The organism is Arthrobacter sp. 05T442, from assembly GCF_056395945.1.
Genome location: NZ_JBFTKM010000015.1, coordinates 21,962 through 46,474, shown reverse-complemented (window position 1 = coordinate 46,474; position 24,513 = coordinate 21,962). Strand labels below are relative to the sequence as shown.

The window sequence follows — 24,513 nt, the reverse complement described above, 5'->3', positions numbered from 1 at the left end:
TGGTGGTTAGAGCGGGACTATGCAGGCGTCCAGCCCGCGTTCAAATGATGTCAGGGGCTTAGCCCCGTCGGCCGTGACCAACACGCTGTCACTGATCCTGTAGCCCGCGTGGCCCGGGATGTAGATGCCCGGTTCGTTGGAGACAATCATCCCCTCCTGCAGGATGGTGGCATCACCGCTTTCCAGCCACGGTGGCTCGTGCATGCCGAGTCCAATTCCATGGCCCTGGCGGTGGCGCAGATACTGGCCCAAGCCGGCATCATGGATGACCCCAAGGCAGACTTCGTTCGCCTGCCGGCATTCGGTTCCGGGCCTGATGGCTTCCCCGCCAATCCGCTGCGCCAGCTGAACCGCATCATGGTAGAGCCGCTGCTCAGCTGTCGGCTCGCCAAGAATGAAGGTGCGCTCTCCTTCGACGAAACGGCCCCCGACGGCACATCCGAGTGAGAGCATGAAAGTATCTCCGGGCCGAAGCCTGTAGGCGGAAGGCAACCCGTGCGGATAGGCAGAGTTTGCGCCTGCGTAGACTAGTCCCCCGGCCAGGGGCGAGACCACAACAACGTTGTCGTGCTCGGAATACATCGTCTGCACCCCGACACCGGTGACGTAAGCTGCGAGTTCAGCCTCGGACGGCAGCTTGCCACCTGCCACAACGGCCTCTGCCACCAGATCAGCCCCCGCCTGAAGCATTACGTCTGTGATCTGCGCTGCTTCGGCGTGGAGGGCGATTTCCTCGGGAAGCTTGACATAGCGCGTACGGCTGACGAGCTCAGATGCCAGGATTTCGTCGCCGGGGAATTCCGCTTGAGCGCTCACAAGCCTGGCGTAGCTCATCGACGTGGCGTGGCCAATGCGTCGGCCCTTGCCCGGCACATGGTTCGATAGCGCGGAAAAGGGGCTTCGCAGACCCGGGTACTCCGGATAGGTCACGATCCCGGCCCTGGCGTGTTGGGATTCGGCGTGGGCCACTTCCAGCTCCGGCAGCAGCAAGTAGCAGTCGCCGCCGGCCTCAAGCCAGACAGCGACAGGGCGTTCGCAGGGGTGGTGGAAAAACCCCGTTAGGTATGCAACGTCTTCCGGTGAGTCGGTCAGGACGGCGTCCAGACCAGCCTGAATCATCTGTTCCCGCACGTTGTTCTGGATTGCGTCGAAAACATGTGGAGCGAGGCGCTGGTCAAACCGCACCGCGGTGGCTCTTGTCATTTGTTTCCCTGTTCAGCGGTGGCGGGAGCGTGGATTGCGGGCGTCGCTGTAGGCAATGGAGAGCAGCGTCGCTGATAGGACCAGTAACAGAATGGCAATGGACGGAAACAGCGTCAGCCACCAGGCGCTGGACATTGCCCCGGACTGCTGGGCCTCGTAGAGGATCCTGCCCCATGACCAAGTGTTCGGGTCTCCCAAGCCTAGGAAAGCAAGGCCCGCCGCCGAGAGCACGGCCCTGGATGCGGTGACTACGACGGAGACTACGACAACGGGGGTGACCGCTGGAATTACATGTTTGGCTATGATCCAGGCTGGTGATGTTGTCATGAGCCGCGCTGCGTCTACGTAGGGAAGGTGGACGATCGTCAGGGCTTGGGATCGTACCAAGCGGGTGACCTCGGGCCAGGAGAACGCGGCCACCACCAGGATGATCGTCGTGGTGCTTGGTCCTACGAGGGCAGCGACGAGGATCATGAGCGGGAGCACGGGCAGTGACAGCGTTAGGTCGACAACTACGCTGATGATGCTGTCGAGGCGGCGGAAGTAGGCTCCGGTCACGGCGACCAGGGTGCCGATGGCGATGGCGATGGCCGACGCGGCGAAGGCGACAAGGATGCTCTGCTGGGCTCCCCACACCACCTCGCCGTAGAGGTCCCTGCCAAGGCTGTCCGTTCCGAAGAGGTAGGTCCCGCCCGGCGGATTAAGCACATCGGTGCCGTAGCTGGGCGGGTACGGGGCCAGGAGTGGGGCAGCAACAGCTGCCAGTGCAAGGACCAGCAAGATGGCCAAAGAGACCAGACCGAGAGGTTCCCGGCGAAAGGTGTGCCAGGTCTGCAGTCCCGGTCGCCCCCGCTCGGTGGCCACCGGTTCTGCGTCCACCTGAGTGGTTACTACAGGAACAACGGTCATGATGTTCTAACCCTTGGATCGAGGAAACCGTAGACGATGTCTGTGATCATGTTGGCGATAACCACTGTCGCAGCCAGCATGACGAAAGCTCCCTGCAGCACGGGGAAGTCCAGCTGAGTAACGGCCTCGTAAATTCCGCGGCCGATACCCGGATACGCGAAGACCGTTTCAGTCAGGACGGCGCCCCCAACCAAAAATCCGAGCTGCAGGCCGATGAGAGTCGTGGTCGGGAGGAGAGCATTCCGCAACGCGTGCCTCCAAAGTATGCGCCGGTACGGCAGTCCGTTCGCTCGGGCCAGGACCGTGTAATCCTCCCCCAATGCGTCGATGAGCGTGGACCTCAGGGTCAGTACATAGGAGCCGAGCTGGATCAGCATGAGCGACAGTGCCGGGAGGATGAGGTGGAGTAGCACGCTTCCGTACCATTCCATGCCATACGATCCCGTTGAGTAGGCCCCGCCGATTGGAAGCCACCTGAGCGTGAGCCCGAACGTGAACAGGAGAAACACCCCTATGCTCGGAACGAACAGCGACTGTCCCGTGACACCGACGATTTGGACCATCTTGTCCAAAAAGCGACCACGCCTGGCGGCCGCCAGCACCCCCAGCGGGATGCCGACGACCACCGTCGCAACAAGCGCGGTGCCTGTCAGTAACAAGGTCCATGGCAGCCGTTGCATAAGCACATCCAGCACCGGTATGGACTGCGTGAAGGATGTGCCCAGATTGCCCCTGAGCAACTGCTCGAGGTACAGCCAGTACTGCACGATCAGCGGTTGATTGAGACCGTACTGCTCGAGCAGGGCAGCCCTCGCACTTTCCGTCATGTTTGGACTCGCCACCGCCAGTGCCGGGTCTCCCGGCAGCAGCCGGAGGAGGAGGAATGTCACGGTCACGGCGAACCAGATCGTGAGCACTCCCCTGCCGAGGCGCGGAAGCATGAATTTCAGGCGCGACATGGGTACGTTCTCCTCCTTACCTGTTACTGGGACTTGTAAGCGTTGGCTAGTTACCGGGACTTGTGAGCGTTGGCGAGTGAAATCGGATTAACGATTGAAAGAAGCTCGCTGGGTTTACTGACAAATCCGGTCCACTTGTCGCTGTGGGCAAAATACAGGTTCTGCGTGTACATGATGTTGTCGTAAACGTTCGCCTGCACAATCTTTGCCGCCTGGCGCATCAGATCAATCTTTGCACCCTGATCTGTCGTTGTCTGGCCTTGAGTGATGAGGCCATTTAACTTCGCGTCGTCGACGTAGGTGTAGTTGATCGCTCCGCCCGGAAGGTACGCAAGCGTCATATTGGTGACTGGGTCATCCATGATTGCGAAGTTCCCGGCATAGATGTCGAAATCGCCGGCAGCAGTCTTCGCAAGATACGTGTTGCGCTCCATTCCCTGGGGTTCAATCGAGATTCCGGCCTTCGCCGCGCTGTCCTTCACCAAAGCCACCCACTGGCTTGTGACACTGTCCTGGAGTGAGTAGATCAGGCGGAAGCTCCCGGGAAACATACCGTTCGCGTCGGCTTGGAAACCGGCCTTCTGCATAAGTGAACGTGCCAGGTCAGTGTCAAAGGCGTATTCCTTGATCGAGTCATCAAAGTAAGTCTTTAGGACCGGCATGAGCGGGCTGGAACTGGACGACACCGACTGTCCCTGCAAAACCACGCTGCGGATGGCGTTGTAGTCGACAGCATGAGCGAGCGCCTGGCGAACCTCAAGCTTGGCGAGAGCCGGATTCTTCATGTTGTAAGTCATGTGGGCATACCCTAGACCGGAGGCTTCTTCCACTGCGATGCCGCTCGTGCTCTTGAGTTTTGCCACCTGGGCTGGTGGCAGCGCATTTGCGATCACGTCCACCTCGCTGCTTTGCAGGGCCAGGATCTCCGTGTTGATATCCGGGAAGACGCGGAAGACGACCTTCGCCGAATTTGGAGTGCCGCCGTCGGCGAGGGGATAGTCTTTGACGCGGTCCATGGAGTAGCTCTGCCCCACCTGGACCGTGGTCAGCACATACGGTCCGGCGCTGACCCAGCCGCCGTCTTTGCCGTCGTTCGCGAACTTGGCCACCGATGTAGCCTTTTCGAAGACGTGCTTAGGAACCACGTTTCCCCAGAACCCAATCTCTTCAACAATCGATGAATCCGGCTTGGAGAGCGACATCTCGACGCGGGTTGCGGAAACGGCCTTGGCTGACGCAAGGTTTGTCAGCTGGCCATAGAACGTTCCCGCGGGTTTGTCTTTCTTGACAGCGTTGATGGTCCAGGCAACGTCTTCGGCCGTTAACGGCTGTCCGTCACTCCACTTCAGATCGCTGCGGATCTCGTAAAACCCTGTTGTGTCGTTGACGTAGCCCCATTTGGTGGCTACCTCGGGCTTCTTGGATCCGTCGCTGGCGATGGTCATCAGGTGCGGATACATCAGGTTCGTGATCCAGTAGTCGCTGCGGCTGTTGCCGATCAGGGGGTTGTAGTTCACGACGTCCGTGGTCGTAGCCAGCGTTAAGGTGTCGTTCCCGGGGACGGCGCCGGCGCCCGCAGGCGTCGGCGGGGCGCTTGGCGCACAGGCGCTGAGGATCATCGCCAGTGCGGCCGCAGCTGCGGCCGCAGCTATTTTTCGAGTTTGCATCAGACCCACACCTGATTCAGCACACGCAGAGTGTTGCCGCCGATTACGGCCCGGATCTCGTCGTCCGAATAGTCATGTTTGACCAACCAGCCAATGATGTTGTGGAACTCTTCGGCCGGATTTTCGAGGCCTTCGACGTACGGAACCTTTTCGTATTCGACCTTGCCGTGGGCCTGGCCGAGGGAGAGGTTGGACGAAAAGGCGTCGTGCAGGCCGACGTGGTCACCGAACAAAGTGTCGGGGCCGAAGCTGACGTGCTCGATGCCGACCAAATCCACGCAGTACTTGAAATGGTCCATCACAGACTCAAGGGAGTGCCTCGGATGTGCCGGCGACAGGGTCGTATGCGGTGCGGCCTCAAGGCCAATGACACCGCCGCGGGCCGCGCATTCCTTGATAGTTTCGTCCGTCTTCATGCGGTTCGTCGGCCACACAGCGCGGGCACCTGCGTGTGTGATAAATACCGGAACTTTTGAAGCCCTGATCACGTCGACCGATGTGCGGTCCCCACTGTGCGATACATCGATGGCGATGCCCAATTTGTTCATTCGCTCGACGGCGCGCTCACCAAAATATGTAAGGCCACCATCGCCGCGTTCCTTCAGCCCGCTGCCGAGAGTGTTCGCCTCCGAATAGGCGATGCCCATCTGCCGGACTCCAAATCCGTATAGTACGTCGAGGCGGTCCACTTCATTCTCGATCATGGTGGCCGCTTCAAGAGCGAAAACGTGGGCGATGCGTCCGGTTGCCGCTGCGTACTCGATGTCCTTCACCGTCTCGCCCTTGATCACAAAATCCTGGTGCGCCAGGTCAGCCATGCGCACCCCTAGGTCGAAGAGGACATCCTGGTATTTCCAGCCGGCGTCGCTGCTGATGCAGCATGTGCCGTCCATGCCGTTGTCAAAGACAGCGGTCAGGCCGGAACGCGATAGTCCCTCGTACCCGGTGGGTTCGCGCCCCTGCCGGATGTGGTCGCGCAACTGGGTCATGTCTTCGGGAAACACCTGAACGTGGTCGTGCAGGGAGATCACTGTCTCCTGCTCGAGCAACCGCTGGGTGCGCTCTGCCTGGGAGTCGCTCAACTCCAGTCCCGAGTATTCGGGAACGCGGTTGATTTGTTTTGCGTAGTCGAAATGGCGGTAGTCCTTGCCGGCTTCGAGGTAGTCGTACGCCGTGTATCCGGTGTAGCGCTTAGCGGGTTCAAGCACGCTCTGTCTCCTTCTGCGAGAGTAAATGGCGCGGTGTTGTCCTCAGGGAAAAGGTTCAACAGGACCAGTTCGCCGTGATTCGGCGGAAATGTCAATGGTCTTGGCGAAAATCGGCAAAAATAATTCATTCGCGATATGTTCCGGTGGTGTTTCCTGTGGCAGGATGGCTGCGTGGACACCGTAACCAAGATCACAAAAACCCCTGCACTGCAGGTCCGTAACCTTTCAGTCACTTTTCTGGGTGGAGAGCGGGATATAAGAGCCGTGAATGGTGTCGACCTGGACGTCGGACATGGCGAGTTTGTCGCCCTCCTCGGAGAATCAGGGTCGGGCAAGTCCGTTACAGCCAGGGCCATCATGGGGCTCACGGACGATTACATGCGGGTCCAGGCGGACGAATTGCGCCTTGGGAAAATTGATCTTCGGGCACTGGATGAAGATGCCCGGCGCAGACTGCGCGGGGAACAAATGAGCATGGTGCTCCAGGACGCCCTATCGTCCCTGAACCCTGTCATGACCATCGGCGCGCAGATCGGTGAGCTGTTCCGGGTCCACCGGGGCGAGACCCGCCGCCAGGGGCGCGCACGCGCCATCGAACTCCTGGGACTTGTTGGGATTCCTGCCCCGGAAGCCAGGGTGGACGATTACCCGCATCAGTTTTCCGGCGGCATGCGCCAGCGCATTCTCATCGCCATGGCTATCGCACTTGAACCGGCAATGCTTATCGCGGACGAACCCACCACAGCACTGGACGTTACGGTCCAGGCTCAGATCCTCGATCTGTTGAACAGATTGCGGGAACAACTGGGAATGGGCGTTCTGTTGATTACCCACGATCTCGGGGTGGTGATGGAAGTAGCCGACCGCCTCTTCGTCATGTATGCCGGACGGATCGTTGAACGCGGCGACGCCGATTCGGTGCTGCACACGCCGGCACATCCTTACACGGATGCCCTGCTTCGGTCCGTGCCACAGGCCGCCATGCGCGGCGCCGACCTACTGACAATTCCCGGATCCCCGCCAAACCCGGCCCAGGTTCCGATCGGCTGCCCTTTCCACCCTCGATGCCATATGCGCATAGATAAATGCCAGACCATCCGGCCCGACCTTATTGACGTCGCACCGGGTCGAGGGTCCGCCTGCCATCGCTCCGAGGAGCTGCTGCATGAATTCGCAAATTAGTACCGCGCCATACGTGTCCGGCGCCGCCACTGGCCCCGAGACCGTGCTTGACGCAGCCGGCCTAGTCAAGACATTCCCCAACGGTTCGCGATTACGCCCGGGCCGGGTGTCCGCCGTCGATGGAATCAGCCTCCAGCTTCACGCGGGCGAGGTCCTCGGTATTGTGGGTGAGTCCGGCTGCGGGAAATCCACTCTGGCCAGGATGCTCGTCGGGCTCGACCGCCCGGATGCGGGTATTCTCAGCTACCGCGGGAAGGACGTCACGGCGGGCCGGCTTGCCGATCGGCGCCTGTTGCGATCTGGTGTGCAGATGATCTTCCAGGATCCATACACATCACTCGACCCGAGGATGACTGTCCTGGACATTATTACGGAGCCCATGGCTGCAACCCACCGCTTTACGGCATCGCAGCGAAAGGAACGGGCCGTGGAGTTGCTTGGCCTGGTGGGGTTGGCGCCCGACATGTTGGGCAGGTATCCACACCAGTTCTCCGGCGGTCAGCGCCAGCGCATTGGGATTGCACGCGCCCTATCCCTCGAACCCGATGTGCTTATTTGTGATGAGCCGGTCTCAGCCCTTGATGTTTCAGTCCAAGCGCAGGTCATCAATCTTCTCGGAGATATCCAGCACCGGCTTGGTGTCGCCATTCTTTTCATCGCCCACGACCTCTCCGTCGTGCGCCACATTGCAGACCGGGTTGCCGTCATGTACCTGGGCCGCATCGCAGAAATCGGTGACACCACGACCCTGTTCGAAACGCCCTCTCATCCGTATACCCAGGCTCTGCTCTCAGCCACGCCGTCCACCAGTAGGGCTGATCGGGGCAAACTGGGGCAACGTCGTATTCTTAGCGGAGAGCCGCCCTCGCCCAACAACCCTCCGGCAGGATGTCGCTTTAATCCGCGCTGCTGGATGGCCACCGATGATTGCCGCACGATTGTGCCGCCGCTACGAAACCTTTCTCTAGCCAATCTCTCCAACACTGCGGTGGCGTGCCACCATGGCGAACAGGCGGTCATTGCGAGTCGATGAGAGAGTCGGCGGTTTCAGACCTTCACTGCGGCCCCGGGGGCACCGCGCCAGAGCCAGCTCGTGCATTTCGGCCGCCTGACAGGGCCGCACTGATGCGATCCAGGTCCTAATGGCGAGCCTGAGTTCGGCCCGGGTTTCCAATCGTTCCCCCTTCAAGACGTTGAGGACGCTTTTTTTAGGGCATCGGGAGCGGGATCGTCTTAGCCCAACGCACTCATTGCAGTAAAAGGCTGGTTCTTTGCACGGGCGAGTCGGGACACGAGCGGCACGTGAATTCATCCTTGGCTTGTGGGATCACCTGAACTACCAGTTGTTCGGCGACAAACTCGCCGCGGCGTGAAGGCGCTCGGCAGCAACCCGCGCAAGAGCGCCAAGAACGGCGCGGGGGAGCTGGATGGGGAGCTGGAGATCGACGGCGTGACGATCCGCCCCGGCGCAATGATCTGGTGCGACCCGGACGGAATCCTGGTCGAGCGCTGAAGCTGCCGGAGGAAACATGTGGCCGCGGGAACAAATGAGCAAGTAACATAGTTACTGAAAGCAACTATCAGCTTGATCCCAAAACTTCCCCCTGGAGCAGTCATGTCCAAAACCACCTCCGTGCGCGCGGCAGGAGAGGTCCTGACCCACCGTCAGACCATCACCGTCATGGTGGGCCTCATGCTCGGCATGTTCCTGTCCTCGCTGGATCAGACGATCGTGTCCACCTCGATCTACACCATTGCCAACGACCTCGACGGGCTTTCCCTGCAGGCCTGGGCCACCACGGCCTACCTCATCACGTCCACGGTGACCACCCCGCTCTATGGAAAGCTCAGCGACATCTTCGGGCGGCGCCCGCTGTACCTCGCCGCGATCCTCATCTTCCTGGCCGGTTCCCTCTACGCGGGTTCAGTCCACTCAATGACCGAACTTGCCATTGCCCGCGGCATCCAGGGCATGGGCGCCGGCGGCCTGCTGGCCCTCGCCCTGACCATCATCGGCGACATCGTGGCCCTAAAGGACCGCGCGAAGTTCCAGGGCTACTTCATGTCGGTCTTCGGCATCTCCTCCGTCCTGGGCCCGGTGATCGGCGGCGCGTTCGCCGGTTCCGCCAACATCCTGGGCTTCGACGGCTGGCGCTGGGTATTCTTCATCAACCTGCCGATCGGCCTCGCGGCCCTTGCCGTCGTGTTCCTCTACCTGCACCTGCCGGCCAAGCACGCGAAGCAGAAGATCGACTATTGGGGTGCCGCCGCCATCACGCTGGCGATCGTGCCGCTGTTGCTCGTGGCCGAACAGGGCCGCAGCTGGGGCTGGACCTCGGCGAATTCCTTCCTCTGCTACGGGCTCGGCGTGCTGGGCATCGTGACCTTCCTGCTGGCTGAGAAGCGCGCCGGCGACTACGCGCTGATCCCGCTCCGGCTCTTCCAGAACATCACCTTCGGCCTGTCCTCGCTGCTGAACTTCATCATCGGCATCGGCATGTTCGGGGCGATCGCGATGCTCCCCATGTACCTGCAGCTGGTCAAGGGCCTCACCCCCACCGAGGCCGGCCTGATGATGATTACCTTCACCGTGGGCATTCTCACCGGCTCCATCACGGCCGGCCGCACCATCTCGTCCTCGGGCACGTACCGGATCTTCCCCATCCTGGGCACTGGGGTCCTGACCACGGCCGCCGTCGTGATGGGTCTCTCCCTGGGCGTGGACACGCCCCTCTGGGTCCCCGGCCTGATCGCGGTGTTCTTCGGCCTGGGGCTGGGCTTCTGCATGCAGCCGCTTACCCTGGCCATGCAGGTTTCCGTGCCGGCGAAGGACATGGGCGTGGGGACATCCTCCGCCGCGTTCTTCCGCTCGATGGGCGGCGCCGTGGGTACCGCCGTGTTCATTTCCATGCTGTTCAGCCTGGCTGCAGACAAGATCGCCAGCGGCATGAAGGACGCCATGCAGAACGCCGACTACCTCAAAGTCCTGAAGGACCCGGCCGTCGCCTCTGATCCGGCCAATGCCAAGCTCTACGGATTCTTCAAGAACGGCGCCACCAACGACTCCCTCAACGACACGAGCTGGCTGCACACGGCCAACTCCGCCTTGACCCGGCCCATCACGGAGGGCTTCGCCCAGGCGATCGACACCGTCATGCTCACCGCCGCCGTACTGACCGGCATCGCGTTCCTGATCACGTTCGCCCTGCCGAACAAGAAACTCACGGACCCGAAGGCGGCAGCGCAGAAGGCCGACGCAGCAGCCGTCGCCGCCCACTAGGGCGCTGCTTCGGGCGTTGTCTGGGCAGTTTGCGGGGACCCCCGCGAAACGGCAGCCAGTCTTTTAGACTGGCTGCCGTTTCGCTTCCTGCTGCCGCCGCGGGGCGCCCGGAGTGTAATTTTTCTCTCACTTTCAGGCCCTGTGGCAGGAAATGATCAGTATGCGATGCAACACTTGGTAGTTGCGCCGCAGGCCGCGGACCGCGAATTGCCGAGGGAGCCCTATGACCACCACCCAAGACCAGTCCGTCGCCAAGATCCCCAAGCGGGTCATCTGGCTGGCCGTGGCGGGGGCCGTCGGCGGCTTTCTCTTCGGCTTCGACTCCTCCGTCGTCAACGGCGCGGTCGACGCCATCAAACAGGAGTTTGGGCTGAGCGAGGCCGTGACCGGCTTCGCCGTGGCCGTCGCCCTGCTCGGCTGCGCGGCCGGCGCCTACCTGGCAGGCAAGGTCGCAGACCGCTACGGCCGCATCCCCGCCATGAAGCTGGGCGCCCTGCTGTTCCTGGTCAGCGCCATCGGCACGGGCTTCTCGTTCGGCATCTGGGACCTCATCTTCTGGCGGCTGATCGGCGGCCTGGGTATCGGCCTGGCATCCGTGATCGCCCCGGCCTACATCTCCGAGATTTCGCCGCGTCACGTCCGCGGGCGGCTGGCCTCGCTGCAGCAGCTCGCCATCACCGCCGGCATCTTCGCCGCACTGCTCTCGGACGCCGTGTTTGCCAACACGGCCGGGGGCGCAGACCAGAACCTGTGGTTCGGCCTTGGGGCCTGGCGCTGGATGTTCCTGGCGGGTGCCGTGCCCGCCGTCGTCTACGGCTGGATCGCTTTCACCCTGCCCGAGTCCCCGCGCTTCCTGGTCTTCAAGGGCAAGGACGAGGAAGCCCTCAAGGTCTTCAAGTCAATTGCCCCGGGCGAGGACACCGACCGCCACCTCCGCGACATCAAGAAGGCCATCGACGAGGACAAGCTGGCAGGGAAGAAGGGATCGATGCGCGGCAAGGCCCTTGGCCTGCAGCCGGTCGTCTGGGTCGGCATCATTCTGTCCGTGCTGCAGCAGTTCGTCGGCATCAACGTGATCTTCTACTACTCCACCACGTTGTGGAAGGCCGTCGGTTTCCAGGAGAAGGACTCGCTCACGATCTCGGTGGCCACGGCCATCACCAACATCCTGGTGACGCTGGTGGCCATCGCCCTGGTGGACAGGATCGGCCGCCGCCCCATCATGCTGGCAGGCTCCATCGGCATGGCCCTCTCGCTCGGCACCATGGCCCTGGCCTTCAGCTCGGCCACCGGCTCCGGGGACGCGATCTCGCTGCCAGGCGCATGGGGTCCGGCCGCGCTGGTCGCCGCCAACGTCTTCGTCATCAGCTTCGGCGCCTCGTGGGGCCCGCTTGTGTGGGTGCTCCTGGGCGAGATCTTCCCGTCCCGGATCCGTGCCCGCGCCCTGGGCCTGGCCGCCGCCGCGCAGTGGATCGCCAACTTCGCCATCACCCTGAGCTTCCCCGTCATGGCCGCGGCATCCCTGCCCCTGACGTACGCCATGTATGCGCTGTTCGCCGCGGCGTCGTTCTTCTTCGTCATGTTCAAGGTGCCGGAGACCAACGGCATGTCCCTCGAACAGGCCGAGACCCTGTTCGTCCCCAAGGGCTCCGCGAAGGGCTCCGCGAAGGCCTGAGCCGCCCGCCCTTCACTGTTTCGAGACGACAGCTAACCCCCATGCTCAGGAAGCATGGGGGTTAGCTGTCACCTTGGCGGGTGGAAGGAGGGGCTGGAAGCCTCAGACCACGTGCGGCTCGTGCGAAGCCAGGTACCGGCGGCCGCCGAACACCACGGCGATCGCGATCACCATGGCCGCGGCCGCGGCGAAGAACGGCACCTGCGCACCGAAGTGCTCGCCGAGCTGCGCGGCCGCGAACGGCGCGAGGGCACCGCCCATCCAGCGCACGAAGTTGTACCCGGCGGACGCGACCGGCCGCGGCGAATCGGAGACACCCATGGCCAGTTCCGTGTAGATCGTGTTGTTGACGCCCAGCAGGGCCCCTGAGATCACCACGAGTGCGACAACGGCAGGCACCGAGTGCCCGGCGGCAAGACCCAGTCCCACGAGGTCGAGCATCAGCAGGGCCAGGGTGCCGCCGAGGACCCGGACAGCGCCGAACCGGTTCTGCAGGACGGGCGCGACAAACACCGAGAAGACCGCGACAGCGACGCCCCAGCCGAAGAACACCCCGCCGATCCCGTAGGCATCCATGCCCAGGATGAACGGCGTGAAGGCCAGGATCGTGAAGAACCCGTAGTTGTAGAACAGGCCGCTGGCCGCCGTCGTCCGCAGCCCCTTGTGACCCAGGGCGAGCAGCGGGTCCCGGAGCCGGACCTTCCGCTCCGGCAGCGGGGTCTTGGGAAGGAGCGCAATGAGGGCGATGAATGCGGACGCCATCAGCACGGCGGTGCCGAAGAACGGTGCGCGCCACTGCCAGCCGCCCAGGAGGGCGCCCAGGAGCGGACCGAGGGAAATGCCCAGTCCAAGTGCGGCCTCGTACAGGATGATCGCGGTGCCGGCTCCGCCACTCGCGACGCCGACGATGACGGCCAGGGCCGTGGCGACGAACAGGGCGTTGCCCAGGCCCCAGCCGGCCCGGAAACCGATGAGTTCACCCACGCTTGTGGAGGTGCCCGACAGCGACGCGAACACGACGATGATCGCGAGGCCGATCAGCAGCGTCTTCTTGCCGCCGATCCGGGACGAGACGAAGCCGGTGATCAGCATGGCGACGGCGGTCACCAGGAAATAGCTGGTGAAAAGCAGCGACACTTCACTGGGCGTCGCGGCCAGGTTCTTGGCGATCGCGGGCAGGATCGGATCCACCAGCCCGATCCCCATGAACGCGAACACCGCCGCGAGGGCTGTCGCCCAGACCGCCTTGGGCTGCTTGAGCAAGGAGGCTTTTTCGGCTTCGAGGGTTTGTTCTGCTGCCGGCAGTGTGTCGGCGGGCTGGCCGTTCATGGAGGGCACTCCTAAGTGTTGGTTGTTCGGTGTGTGGTTGAGCGCTGAGGCTGAACGCTGCGGTTGAGCGCTGCGGGGTGACGGGGTTTGCGGTGTACGGCCGGGTCTGTCAGGCCTGAAGCGTCGCGTTGATCTTCCCGATCACAGGCAGCGCGGCCGCCAGCGCGGCCCGGTCGCTCCCGGAGAGCGAGGCGAGAATACCGGCCATGACGGCGTTGCGGCGCGCATTGGCGGAGTCGACGGCGGCACGGCCTTCCTTGGTGACGGTCACCCGGACGGCTCGTGAATCATCCGGGTCCTGTTCCCGCCTCGCGAGGCCGGCGCGCTCGAGTTTGATGATCTGTTCGGTGGCGCTCGGAACCTTGACCCCGAGGTTCCGGGCGATTTCCCCCACGCGCACGCCGTCGTCCAGCAGCATCTTCAGCGTGCTGAGCTGGGCGGCACTGAGTTCGCCGTCGGCGTCGAGGCGGCGCACCAGATAGATGCTGTGGCGGAGCGCCTCGCGGAAGTCCTGGGCGAGAGTGACAAGGCCGGCGTCCGGCTCGATGGCGTTCATAGTTAGGTAGCCTAACAGTTAGGCAGCCTAATGGTCAAGAGCCAAACCCTCCCTCACTTTTCGCCCCAAACACACAGACCCTCCCTCACTTTTCGCCCCAAAGACACAGACCCTCCCTCACTAGAAGTGAGGGAGGGTCTGTGTGGGAGCGTCAGCTGAGGGAGGGTCGTTGGGGTTGGGGGCTAGACGACCGCCTTGGCCTCTTCCACCAGTGCGCAGACAGCCTGGAACAGCGGGTGCCCTGAAGTCAGTCCCGTGATCTTTTCCGTTGCTTCCTCCGGGGTGGAGGCGGCCAGGATCCTGGCGAGCTCCACGGCTTCGGCGTCGGCCGGATCGGTGAAGCGCAGGGCCGCGGCGATTGCACCGAGAAGGGCCTCCGGGACGATCCCGCGTTCGGCCAGCTCGGCGGCCGGCCCGATGAAACGTTCGTGCCGGCTGAGCTTCCGCAATGGCGCCCGGCCCACCCGGTTCACGGTGTCCGGCAGGTAAGGGTTGGTGAAACGGCCCAGGATCTTCTGGACGTAGGCCTCCTGCTCGTCACGGTTGAAGCCGTGCTTGGCCACCAGCAGCTCCTTGGTCTCGTCCAGGACAGCGCGCACATCGGCCGCAACATCCTGATCGGCCATGGCATCGGAGATCTTCTCCAGGCCGGCCTCGAAGCCGAAGTAGGCAGCCGAGGCATGCCCGGTGTTCACCGTGAACAGCTTCCGCTCGATGTATGGCTCCAGGTTGTCCACGAACGTCGCGCTCGGAATTACCGGTTCCGTGCCGGCGAACGGGGTCCGGTCGATGACCCATTCGTAGAACGTCTCCACGGTGACGTCCAGGCCCTGTCCGGCCTCCTGGTTGGGCACGATCCGGTCCACCGCCGTGTTCGCGAACACGGCGGCAGCATCGAGCGGGCCCGCGGCAGGATCCCACTGGTCCGCCACTTCCGATTTCAGGACGTCCGTCGCGTTGATGGCGTTTTCGCATGCCATCACCTGCAGCGGCGGCAGTCCGGGAGCCCGCGCGGCGATCCCCCTGGCAATCACCGGCGCCACGAACTTGAGGATGTGCGGTCCCACCGCGGTGGTGACGATGTCCGCCGTCGCGACTTCAGCGATGACGTCCGCCTCCTGCGTGCTGGAGTTCAAGGCGCGGAAGTTGTCCACGGTGCGGACGGTGGGGTTCTCCCCCACCTCGTGGACCTGGTAGCTGTCGGCTGCCGCGAGCTGGGTGATCAGGGCCTCCGCGACGTCCGCGAACACCACCTCGTACCCCGCATCGTGCAGCAGCAGACCCACGAATCCGCGGCCGATATTTCCGGCTCCGAAATGGACAGCTTTCACTAGGAGTTGACCTTTCCGAACAGGTCCAGCACTTCTTCGACCGTGGTGGCCGCCTCAAGCTGCGCGACCTGCGCCTTGTTCGTGAAGACCTTGGCGATCGAGGACAGGATGTGCAGGTGCTCGTTGTTGATGCCGGCGACTCCGACGACGAACTTGACCTCCTTGCCGTTCCAGTCGATGCCGTCCGGGTAGCGGACCACGGAGACCGCGGACTTCATGATGTGGTCCTTGGCCGCGTTGGTGCCGTGCGGGATGGCGAGGAAGCTGCCCATGTACGTGGACACGGATTCCTCGCGTTCGTGCATGGCGTCCAGGTAGCCGGTGTCGACGGCGCCCCGGTCCAGGAGGAGCCGGCCGGCCTCGTCGATCGCGGCGTCGCGGGTGGTTGCCGTGCCGCTCAGGACGACGCTTTCGGCCATCAGGATGCCGGCGGGGCCGGTTTCGGATTCCGCCTCGAATGTCTCGACGGCGGCCGGCGCGGCATCCGCGCCACCGACGGCGGCACCCGCCTCCGGCACGGTCTCGGTGTTGCTGGTTTTGACGAGCTCAACGATTTCGTCGTAGCGCGGGCTGTTCATGAAGTTGTCCACCGAGACGTGCACGGCGCTGGCCGTCGCGGGCCGGGCCCGCTCGGTCAGGTCCTGGTGGGTGATGACGACGTCGTACGTGTCGCTGAGGTTGGCGATGGCGGAATTGGTGACCTTGACGCCCGGGAAGCCGGCGGCCTTGATCTTGTTCCGCAGCACGGACGCGCCCATGGCACTCGAACCCATGCCGGCGTCGCACGCAAAGACGATGTTCCGGACCGGACCGGCGAGAACGGCAACTCCGCCGGCACCTGCACCGGCTCCGGCGAGGGCCGACGAGACGGAGCTCTTCTTGCCCTTCATGGTTTCCATCCGGGAGGTTGCCGCGCCGAGGTCGTCTTCCTCCGTGGCCTTGCTGGACTTGAGGATCACCGAGGCGATCAGGAAGGACACCGTGGCGGCCAGGAGGACGGAGAGTGCCACGCCGAAGTAGCTGTCTTTCGCCGTCGCGGCAAAGACGGCGATGATGCTGCCCGGAGCGGCCGGCGAGCGCAGGCCCGCACCTGTCACCACCAGGGTGAAGATGCCGGTCATGCCGCCGCCGATTGCGGCGAGGATGATGATGGGCTTCATGAGCACGAACGGGAAGTAGATCTCGTGGATGCCGCCGACAAACTGGATCAGTGCGGCGCCCGGCGCGGACGCCTTGGCCAGGCCCTTGCCGAAGAGCATGTAGGCAAGCAGGATCCCGACGCCCGGGCCGGGGTTGGCCTCGAGCAGGAACAGGATGGACTTGCCCTGGGACAGCGCCTGCTCGGTTCCCAGCGGCGTCAGGATGCCATGGTTCACGGCGTTGTTAAGGAACAGGACCTTCGCGGGTTCGATGAAGATGCTGGTGAAGGGCAGGAGGCCGTTGTTGACCAGGAATTCGACGACGGAGCTGGCACCGTTGCTGAAGGTCTTCACGACCGGGCCGATCACCAGCATGCCGAAGATGGCCATGGCCGCGGCGACGATGCCCGCAGTGAAGTTATCGATCAGCATCTCGAAGCCGGGCTTGACCTTGTTTTCCCAGAGACTTTCCAGCTTCATCATGATCCACGCGGTCAGCGGGCCCATGATCATGGCGCCGATGAACATTGGGATGTCCGTACCGACGATCACGCCCATGGTGGCCGCGGCACCCACCACGCCGCCGCGCACCCCATAGACCATCCGGCCGCCGGTGTAGCCGATCAGGAGCGGCAACAGGAAGGTGATCATCGGTCCAACGAGCTTGGCCAGGTCCGCATTGGGCGTGAAGCCTGCCGGAATGAAGAAAGCCGTAATGATGCCCCACGCGATGAATGCGCCGATATTGGGCATGATCATGCCGGAGAGGAACGTCCCGAATTTCTGGACGCCCACCCGCATGCTGGTACGGGGTTTCGCAACTGTCTCTGTTGCCATGTGATTTCCTAACCGTCATTCCTGCTGCACCGCAGGATGGTCCGATAATTTCGCGAAAGCTAGCTGGTTGCGCTGGTGGAGATTCGGTGGAGCCATTCAAGGAACAGCTTGAGTTCCGAGCTGGAGAGTTGGTCCGAGTGCGACGCCTGGAGCGCTGCATTCAAGGCGATCGCGGCCACGACCACTGAGGATTTCCCGGTGTCCTCAGGGCCGTTGTTCCGGGCCTGCTCCGTGGAAACCGCAAAGATCATGGCATCGCGGGTCATGGCGGAGAGCTCGAGGTTTCGCTCGGGCGCCTTCTCCGTGATCAGCATGAGTGTCACGCCCACGTTGGCCGCCAGGATGGACCTGGCCGCTTCCCTGGGAGGGACGTTGAGTTGGCCCGCGACCGCCGCCTTGTTCAGCAGCTCCTCCATGAGGGCCTCGGCATCGGCGACGATGGCGGGGCGGCTCTCGGGGCGGATATTGCCGAACATGACCAAGTACAGTTCCGGCTGCTTGAGGCCGAACCGCACGTGCTTGTCCCACATCCGCCGGATATCTTCCAGCGGCTGTCCTGACGGCGCGAAGTCGCGTTCGTCCGCCACGTATTCCTCAAAACCGGCCGCGACGACGGCGTCGAACAACCCCTCTTTGTCACCGAAGTGGTGATACAGGGTGGGGGCTGTCACTCCCGCCAGCTTGGTGATCTGGCGGGTGGAGACCGCGGCTCCGCCTGAGTTGGCCAGCAGCTCGGCAGCTGCACGGAGCAGTCGCATTTTTGGCGGAAGCTGGCCATCGAAACTCATAACCGCTACCCTAGCACCTATAGCAACGCTATATGAAGTGCATCACATACAATTTTTTCAGGTACCGCGATCCGCCGACTGACGTAGCCGTCAGCCGCGGGCACAAATGATCAGCCGGATCAGCGGCGGCACCCGAACCGGCTTCCGGCCACGGCAGAGAATGAGGACCTTCAGTGCAGAACTTCCCAGGAGTAGGCGTCAGCCCCGGCCGCATCATCGGCACCATCCGCCAGATGCCCAAACCGATCAGCGAACCGCCGTCCGGCGAGCAACTCCCGGCCGGCGTCACGGCGGACGAGGCCACCGCGGCGCTGAAGGCGGCCGCGAAGGAGGTCCACGACGAGCTCAAGGCCCGGTCCGAGACCGTCAGCGGCGACGGCAAGGCGGTCCTGGAAGCGACGGCCCTCATGGCCACCGACACGATGCTGCTGAAGTCCGCCACGAAGCTGATCGGCCGCGGCACGTCCGCCCAGCGGGCCATCTGGGAAGCCGGCGCCTCCGTCTCGGAAATGCTGCACAACCTCGGCGGCTACATGGCCGAACGCGCCACCGACGTCCTTGACGTGCGGGCCCGGATCGTGGCCGAGCTGCGCGGCGTTCCCGCGCCGGGCATCCCCGCCTCCGCCACCCCGTTCGTCCTCATCGCCGAAGACCTTGCCCCGGCGGACACCGCCACCCTGGATCCGGAGAAGATCCTCGCCTTGGTCACGGCCGGCGGCGGCCCGCAGTCCCACACCGCCATCATCGCCCGCTCGCTCGGGCTGCCCGCCGTGGTGGCCGCGGCCGGCGTGGACGAACTCGCGGACGGCACCGAAGTCTACGTCGACGGCGCCGCCGGCACCATTTCCGCGGACCCCGACGAATCCCAGCGCGCCGCCGCAGCCCACTGGGCCGCCACCGCGTCGCTGCTGTCCGCGTTTGACGGCACGGGCACGACAGCGGACGGCCACCTCGTTCCGCTCCTGGCAAACGTCGGCGGAGCCAAGGACGCCGCGGCGGCCGCGGGCCTGAATGCCCAGGGCGTCGGACTGTTCCGCACCGAATTCTGCTTCCTGGAAAGGGACACCGAACCCACCGTGGAGGAACAGGCCGCGGCCTACCAGGGCGTCTTCGATGCCTTCCCGGGCAAGAAAGTGGTGCTACGGACCCTCGACGCCGGGGCGGACAAGCCGCTGCCCTTCCTGACCGATGCAACTGAACCCAATCCTGCCTTGGGTGTCCGCGGCTACCGGACGGACTGGACCACCCCGGGCGTGCTGGAACGCCAGCTGCAGGCAATCGCCCTGGCCGAACAGGCCTCCGAGGCCGACGTGTGGGTCATGGCGCCGATGATCTCGACGGCGGAGGAAGCCGCCCGCTTTGCATCGCTCTGCGCCGAGGCCGGGATCAAGACCCCCGGCGTCATGGTGGAGGTGCCGTCCGCGGCACTCACCGCCGAGGCCATCCTCCGGGAAGTTGACTTCGCAAGCCTGGGCACCAACGACCTCACCCAGTACGCCATGGCCGCCGACCGCCAGCTCGGCCCGCTCGCTGCCCTGAACACGCCCTGGCAGCCGGCCGTCCTGCGGCTCGTTGGCCTGACGGTTGAAGGCTCGCTTGCTGAAGGCCACAACAAGCCGGTGGGCGTGTGCGGGGAGGCCGCGGCGGACCCGGCCCTCGCCGTCGTCCTGACCGGACTGGGCGTCACCACCTTGTCCATGACGGCCCGTTCCATCGCGGCCGTGGCCGCCGTGCTGAAGACCGTGACGCTGGCCGAGACGCAGGAACTGGCCAAGCTGGCACTTTCCGCGCCAAGCGCCACCGAGGCGCGGGCCTGGGTCCGGGAGAAGCTCCCCATTCTTGAGGAGCTCGGCCTCTAACGCGCGGACCGACCCGCGGGGCGTTTCCCCAGGGCCGGGGCGCCGCTCAGCTAGGATGCACCCATGGCATTGATAGCTCCCCGGGTGACGGCCGGTTTGTCCGCCGAGGACGCGCAGAAACTCCTCTACGCCCTCAGCGGCAGCAACGACATCACCGTGTTCGTCGACGGCACGGTGCACCGGCTGCCGCCCGCGGCGAGGGACGCCGTCGTGGACCTGCTGGGCCGGTTCGGCCGGGGCGAGGCGGTGACGGTCAGCAGCGTCGAGGAGATGCTGACCACCTCCCGGGCAGCGGAGCTGGCCGGAATCTCGCACACCTACCTGCGGAACTTGACCGACCGGGGCGAGATCCCGGTGGAATACCGGGGCACGCACCGGCGGATCCGGCTCGCGGACATCATGGCATGGCTCGAAACGCAGAAGAAGGCCACAACGGCAGAGGGCTCCACGGCGCACCAGGATGACGGCGGCACGGGTGCTTCATGACGCAGTGATAAGGATCAAGCAACGATCCCGGTCCCGCGCGGAGACGCGGATCAGCCGGGGGTTACGCTTGAATTGTGGGTAAGTTCAGAGGGTGGCACATTGTGGCAGGCATCGCCGCCATGGTGCTCACTGGCATTCTCGGAACGGCCATGGGGCTGAACAACACGGCAGCCTTCATGTCCAGCTGCGTCGCGTTCGTGGCGGTCTCCATGTGGATGGACAGCCGGACCGCCCGCCGACGCCGGAGCGGCGCACGCCGGCCCGACGGCGAGTCCCTCGTCCGCGGCGAGGACACGCGCCTCGCCTTCGATCCCGACACCGCCAAGCGCGAAGGCCGCGGAAAGTAGGGCCCGGACCCGCCGGTACTAGATCCTGGGCCGGGCGGCCCAGCGCCGGGCCTTGAGCGCGGCATGGAGTTCCAGCCGCACCATTCCTTTGAGCGGATCGACGCCGAGCACCTGGCGGATCCTGCCCAGCCGGTTGTAAATACTGCTCCGGTGCAGGTGCAGCTTGGTCGCGACCTCCTGGACCGAACTGTCGTTGTCGTAGAACAGTTCCAGCACCGGCAGCAGCTCGTCGTTGCGGTCATGGTCTTCCAGGAGGCGGAAATACACGGATCCCGAGTCCGCCCACGCCCCGGCACCCCCGCCAGCTGAGGCCAGGAGCTGGTATACGCCGGTGGCGCGGCAGTCAACGAGTTCCCCGAGCTGGGGATCCACCGCCGCCGCCTGGGCCGCCTGCCGGGACTGCCGGTAGGCCTCGGCCATCTCCCTGGGCTTGGAGAAACCTTCGCTCGTACCGAGGATGATTCGCCGGACTGTCCGTCCGGCGCGTTTGGCCAGTTCCAGCTGGTAGTGGACCAGCACCTGGGCGTGGTCCGCACGCCCGGTGGATTCCTTGAACAGCACCACGGCGTGGGTTTCAGTGCCGGCGCTGAAGAGGGCCGCGTCCACCCCGATCGTGGCCTGCAGCGCCGCAGAGCGGTGGATCAGCGTGGCGGCGATGGGGTCCGAGCCTTCTGCCCAGCCGTCGGCATCCAGGACGGTCACAAGCTGCCAGGGCCCGCGGCCCTGCACTTCCTTCCAGCCCGCCACCGCGGCCACCGCGTTCGCTTCCCCGGCGCAGGCGGCGAGGAACACCTGTTCGCGGCGACGACGGAACTCCGATTCCGCCGTGTTCGAATCCAGCAGCAGGGCGGACAACTGTTCCAGCTCGCGCGCCACCTCCGGCAGTTCGGCGAGAACCGTCGCCCCGCCGGGCTCTTCCGCGTCCAGCTGGACCCACAGGTACCCGACCCGGAAGCCGCGCACCAGCAGCGGCACGCAGACCCGCCCCAGCATCCCGAGGTCCTCGTTGGCGGGAACGACGACCGGGCGCACCGCCGTCGCGATCCCGTGGGAGAGCTGCCAGGCAATGACATCGGCTGGCACCCGCTTGCTGAGCAGGAAGTTCACCCGGACCCGGTCGGCGTGGGATTGATTGGAGCTGTACGCCAGGAGCAGCCCGTCAAGATCCTCGAGCGAGAGCCCGCGGCCCAGCCTCAGTGCCACCCGCTCCACGAGCTGCTCCACATCCTGCTGCTGCATGCTGCCAGACTACTGCCCGGCAGCGTCCGGGAGCGAACCAACACCAGCCGACACCTGACGCTTGCCCTCGCGACATATGTCTACCTGACGATTTCAAAAACCCCGGAAAGACCCGGGTGCCGGCGCACACCCGGGGCCGGAGCCTGTCGCCTGCCTCACAGCCGGACCTATTCTGGAAGAACGAACTCCCCGCACACCCAGGCCGATAACGCCGCCACAAATGGAGCCCAAAAAATGATCATCGGTGTCCCCAAAGAGATCAAGAACAACGAATTCCGCGTCGCCATCACGGCCGCCGGCGTCCACGAATTCCGCACGCACGGCCACGAAGTCCTCGTAGAGCGCGGCGCAGGCCTGGGCTCGGGCATCACGGACGAGGAATACGCCATCGCCGGCGCCGAAATCGTTGCCGAAGCCGACGACGTGTGGTCGCGTGCGGACATGGTCATGAAGGTCAAGGAGCCGGTCAAGGCCGAATACCACCGGTTCCGCAAGGGCCTGATCCTCTTCACCTACCTGCACCTGGCCGCCGAGCCGGAACTGACGCAGGAGCTGATCAACACCGGCGTCACCGCCATCGCCTACGAGACTGTCCAGGAGGGCCGCACGCTGCCGCTGCTGGCCCCGATGTCCGAGGTTGCCGGCCGTCTCTCCGTGCAGGTCGGCGCCACCTCGCTGATGGCCCCGGCCGGCGGCAAGGGCGTGCTGCTCGGCGGCGTCCCGGGCGTGCGTCCGGCGAAGGTCGTTGTCCTGGGCGCCGGCGTTGCCGGCACCAACGCGGCCGCGATGGCCCTGGGCCTCGGCGCCGACGTCACCATCCTGGATATCAACATCAACCGCCTCCGCGAACTCGATGCCCAGTACCAGGGCCGCCTGAAGACCGTGGCCTCCAACGCCTACGAGATCGAGAAGTCCGTGGTCGACGCGGACCTTGTGATCGGTTCGGTCCTGATCCCCGGCGCCAAGGCGCCCAAGCTCGTCACCAACGAGCTCGTGTCCCGGATGAAGCCCGGCTCCGTGCTCGTGGACATCGCCGTGGACCAGGGCGGCTGCTTCGAGGACACCCACCCCACCACGCACCAGGAGCCGACGTACAAGGTCCACAACACGATCTTCTACTGCGTCGCCAACATGCCCGGCGCGGTGCCGAACACCTCCACCTATGCGCTGACCAACGTCACGCTGCGCTACGCCGTGTCGCTGGCGAACCTGGGCGTCAAGGCTGCCTTCGAGCGCGACGCCGCTCTTGCCGCCGGCCTGAACATCGCCGCCGGCAAGGTCGCCCACCGTTCCGTGTCCGAGGCGCACAACCTGCCTCTCGTGGCTGACTGGCACCAGCTGGTCTCCGCGTAGCAACTTCCTCGCCGTGAGCATCGGCTGCTCCGTAGCCGCCCTTTTGGTCCCCCAAAACGGCAGTTACGGAGCAGTCGATTGCTGTTTAAGCCCGTGGCCCCCGTCAGGTCAGGGACCGGGCCTGCTCGATCAGCCGCAGCACCTCCACGGGCCCCGCCGGATCCACCGGGACCGGCAGCGTCGACGCCGCCCCGCCGTCGGCGATCTTGGCCGCGAGGATCCGGTAAAACTCAGGGTAGGCACCGCGCTCGGTGGGCAGCAGGTCCAGGTGCCCGTCCCGGCCGATCAACCCGGCCCAGTCCGGGTCCTCGATGCCGTACTCGGCGTCCAGCGGGCTGCCGCCGGCCACGATGTACGGTTCCTGCGGATCGACGCCATGCTTGGTGTAACCGCCCGCGCTGCCCAGCAGGCGGTACCGCGGGCCCTGCTGGGCGCACAGCATGTTCATCCACAGGTGGCTGATGGTCCCGGAATCGTGCCGCAGCGCCAGGAAGACGTCGTCGTCGACGCGCTCCCCCGGACGCCGCGCGCGGAGCTCCGCGTAGCTGACGGTCGCCGGGCCGAAGAGCTGCACGGCCTGGTCCAGCAAGTGGGTGCCGAGGTCGAAGAGGACGCCGCCGCCGTCATCCGCCGTCGCGGCCGCCTTCCAGGCCTTCGCGACCTCCGGCGACCAGCGCTCGAAGCGTGATTCGAACCGGGTGACGGTGCCGAGGACGCCGCCGGCGAGCAGCCCCTTGACCGTGAGGAAGTCCCCGTCCCAGCGCCGGTTCTGGAACACCGTGAGGACCCGGCCCAGCCGCGCGGCGAGCGCGATCAGCTCCTGGCCTTCGGCGCTGTGAACGGTGAAGGGCTTGTCCACCACGACGTCGAGCCCGGCTTCCAGCGCGGCCTTCGCGAGCGGGTAGTGGGTGGCCGGCGGGGTCCCGAGCACCACGACGTCGAGGTCACCGGCAAGCTCCACGATGTCCCCCGGCGTGTCCACGATCCTGGTGCCCGGGTAGCGGGTGGCCGCCGCCGACTTCCTGGCGGCGTCGGACGTGGCGATCACCTCGAGTGAGAATGCGGGGTTCGCGGCGATCAGCGGCGCATGGAAGACGCTGCCGGAGAGGCCGAATCCGGCCACGGCGGTGCGGATGGGCCCGGCGGAATCTGTGGTCATGGCTCCT

At 64.7% G+C, this 24,513-nt stretch carries 20 protein-coding genes and 2 pseudogenes; 9 read left to right on the top strand and 13 right to left on the bottom strand.

The features are described 5' to 3' along the window. Window positions 1–6: 6 nt before the first annotated feature. Genes AC1DES_RS14275 through AC1DES_RS14255 form a run of 5 tightly spaced genes read right to left on the bottom strand, consistent with a single transcriptional unit; the run spans window position 7 to window position 5,946 of the window. A complete protein-coding gene (locus tag AC1DES_RS14275) occupies window positions 7–1,203 on the bottom strand; it encodes a M24 family metallopeptidase (protein ID WP_476896367.1) in 1,197 nt (398 codons plus the stop codon). A gap of 12 nt (window positions 1,204–1,215) precedes the next feature. Beyond that, the gene (locus AC1DES_RS14270) at window positions 1,216–2,112 is read right to left on the bottom strand and encodes an ABC transporter permease (protein WP_476896366.1); all 897 of its coding nucleotides are present in this window, start codon (window positions 2,110–2,112) and stop codon (window positions 1,216–1,218) included. Continuing rightward, on the bottom strand, window positions 2,109–3,071 hold the full coding sequence (locus AC1DES_RS14265) for an ABC transporter permease (protein WP_476896365.1): 963 nt from the start codon (window positions 3,069–3,071) through the stop codon (window positions 2,109–2,111). Before AC1DES_RS14265 ends, AC1DES_RS14270 begins: the two co-directional genes overlap by 4 nt. A gap of 50 nt (window positions 3,072–3,121) precedes the next feature. After that, the gene (locus AC1DES_RS14260; protein ID WP_476896364.1) at window positions 3,122–4,738 is read right to left on the bottom strand and encodes an ABC transporter substrate-binding protein; all 1,617 of its coding nucleotides are present in this window, start codon (window positions 4,736–4,738) and stop codon (window positions 3,122–3,124) included. Continuing rightward, window positions 4,738–5,946: a dipeptidase gene (locus tag AC1DES_RS14255; RefSeq protein WP_476896363.1), complete on the bottom strand. Its 1,209-nt coding sequence runs from the start codon at window positions 5,944–5,946 to the stop codon at window positions 4,738–4,740. The genes AC1DES_RS14260 and AC1DES_RS14255 overlap by 1 nt, the downstream gene beginning before the upstream one ends. A gap of 171 nt (window positions 5,947–6,117) precedes the next feature. On the opposite strand from AC1DES_RS14255, the gene AC1DES_RS14250 reads away from it, so the two are divergent. Next, complete coding sequence (locus AC1DES_RS14250; protein ID WP_476896362.1) at window positions 6,118–7,128, top strand: ABC transporter ATP-binding protein; 1,011 nt, start codon at window positions 6,118–6,120, stop codon at window positions 7,126–7,128. Beyond that, window positions 7,112–8,161, top strand: coding sequence for an ABC transporter ATP-binding protein (locus AC1DES_RS14245; RefSeq protein ID WP_476896361.1), 1,050 nt, complete (start codon window positions 7,112–7,114; stop codon window positions 8,159–8,161). The genes AC1DES_RS14250 and AC1DES_RS14245 overlap by 17 nt, the downstream gene beginning before the upstream one ends. Before the next feature lie 256 nt (window positions 8,162–8,417). Here AC1DES_RS14245 and AC1DES_RS14240 read toward each other — a convergent pair. Next, window positions 8,418–8,492 (bottom strand): annotated as a pseudogene (locus AC1DES_RS14240) (DUF4193 family protein); the annotation flags it as partial. Between the two features lie 2 nt (window positions 8,493–8,494). Between AC1DES_RS14240 and AC1DES_RS14235 the strand changes: the two are divergent. From AC1DES_RS14235 to AC1DES_RS14225, 3 genes and pseudogenes are all read left to right on the top strand, one after another. After that, window positions 8,495–8,641, top strand: a pseudogene (locus AC1DES_RS14235) (RraA family protein); the annotation flags it as partial. Between the two features lie 102 nt (window positions 8,642–8,743). After that, entirely contained in the window at window positions 8,744–10,408 is a 1,665-nt protein-coding gene (locus AC1DES_RS14230; RefSeq protein ID WP_476896360.1) for an MDR family MFS transporter, read from the top strand. 223 nt (window positions 10,409–10,631) lie between these two features. Beyond that, window positions 10,632–12,083 (top strand): sugar porter family MFS transporter, encoded by a 1,452-nt coding sequence (locus AC1DES_RS14225; protein WP_476896359.1) that lies wholly within the window; start codon window positions 10,632–10,634, stop codon window positions 12,081–12,083. 102 nt (window positions 12,084–12,185) lie between these two features. Here AC1DES_RS14225 and AC1DES_RS14220 read toward each other — a convergent pair whose 3' ends face one another. The 5 genes from AC1DES_RS14220 to AC1DES_RS14200 form a co-directional block, all read right to left on the bottom strand. Then, complete coding sequence (locus tag AC1DES_RS14220; protein ID WP_476896358.1) at window positions 12,186–13,412, bottom strand: MFS transporter; 1,227 nt, start codon at window positions 13,410–13,412, stop codon at window positions 12,186–12,188. A 109-nt stretch (window positions 13,413–13,521) separates the two neighbouring features. Beyond that, window positions 13,522–13,968, bottom strand: a complete 447-nt coding sequence (locus AC1DES_RS14215) for a MarR family winged helix-turn-helix transcriptional regulator (RefSeq protein WP_476896357.1) — start codon at window positions 13,966–13,968, stop codon at window positions 13,522–13,524. 182 nt (window positions 13,969–14,150) lie between these two features. Further along, window positions 14,151–15,299: a mannitol-1-phosphate 5-dehydrogenase gene (locus AC1DES_RS14210; protein WP_476896356.1), complete on the bottom strand. Its 1,149-nt coding sequence runs from the start codon at window positions 15,297–15,299 to the stop codon at window positions 14,151–14,153. Then, on the bottom strand, window positions 15,299–17,275 hold the full coding sequence (locus AC1DES_RS14205) for a PTS mannitol transporter subunit IICBA (RefSeq protein ID WP_476896355.1): 1,977 nt from the start codon (window positions 17,273–17,275) through the stop codon (window positions 15,299–15,301). Before AC1DES_RS14205 ends, AC1DES_RS14210 begins: the two co-directional genes overlap by 1 nt. A gap of 59 nt (window positions 17,276–17,334) precedes the next feature. Beyond that, on the bottom strand, window positions 17,335–18,063 hold the full coding sequence (locus AC1DES_RS14200) for a TetR/AcrR family transcriptional regulator (RefSeq protein WP_476896354.1): 729 nt from the start codon (window positions 18,061–18,063) through the stop codon (window positions 17,335–17,337). A gap of 173 nt (window positions 18,064–18,236) precedes the next feature. On the opposite strand from AC1DES_RS14200, the gene ptsP reads away from it, so the two are divergent. The 3 genes from ptsP (at window position 18,237) to AC1DES_RS14185 (ending at window position 20,755) form a co-directional block, all read left to right on the top strand. Beyond that, entirely contained in the window at window positions 18,237–19,922 is a 1,686-nt protein-coding gene (gene ptsP / locus AC1DES_RS14195) for a phosphoenolpyruvate--protein phosphotransferase (RefSeq protein ID WP_476896353.1), read from the top strand. 63 nt (window positions 19,923–19,985) lie between these two features. After that, window positions 19,986–20,408, top strand: a complete 423-nt coding sequence (locus AC1DES_RS14190) for a helix-turn-helix domain-containing protein (RefSeq protein ID WP_476896352.1) — start codon at window positions 19,986–19,988, stop codon at window positions 20,406–20,408. Window positions 20,409–20,482: 74 nt separating this feature from the next. After that, entirely contained in the window at window positions 20,483–20,755 is a 273-nt protein-coding gene (locus tag AC1DES_RS14185) for a hypothetical protein (RefSeq protein WP_476896351.1), read from the top strand. Between the two features lie 18 nt (window positions 20,756–20,773). On the opposite strand, the gene AC1DES_RS14180 is transcribed toward AC1DES_RS14185, so the two are convergent. Then, a complete protein-coding gene (locus AC1DES_RS14180) occupies window positions 20,774–21,994 on the bottom strand; it encodes a PucR family transcriptional regulator (RefSeq protein WP_476896350.1) in 1,221 nt (406 codons plus the stop codon). 234 nt (window positions 21,995–22,228) lie between these two features. Here AC1DES_RS14180 and ald point away from each other — a divergent pair, with 234 nt between their 5' ends. Beyond that, window positions 22,229–23,347, top strand: a complete 1,119-nt coding sequence (gene ald, locus AC1DES_RS14175) for an alanine dehydrogenase (RefSeq protein WP_476896349.1) — start codon at window positions 22,229–22,231, stop codon at window positions 23,345–23,347. 103 nt (window positions 23,348–23,450) lie between these two features. Here ald and AC1DES_RS14170 read toward each other — a convergent pair whose 3' ends face one another. Next, window positions 23,451–24,506, bottom strand: a complete 1,056-nt coding sequence (locus AC1DES_RS14170; RefSeq protein WP_476896348.1) for a Gfo/Idh/MocA family protein — start codon at window positions 24,504–24,506, stop codon at window positions 23,451–23,453. Window positions 24,507–24,513: the final 7 nt, after the last annotated feature.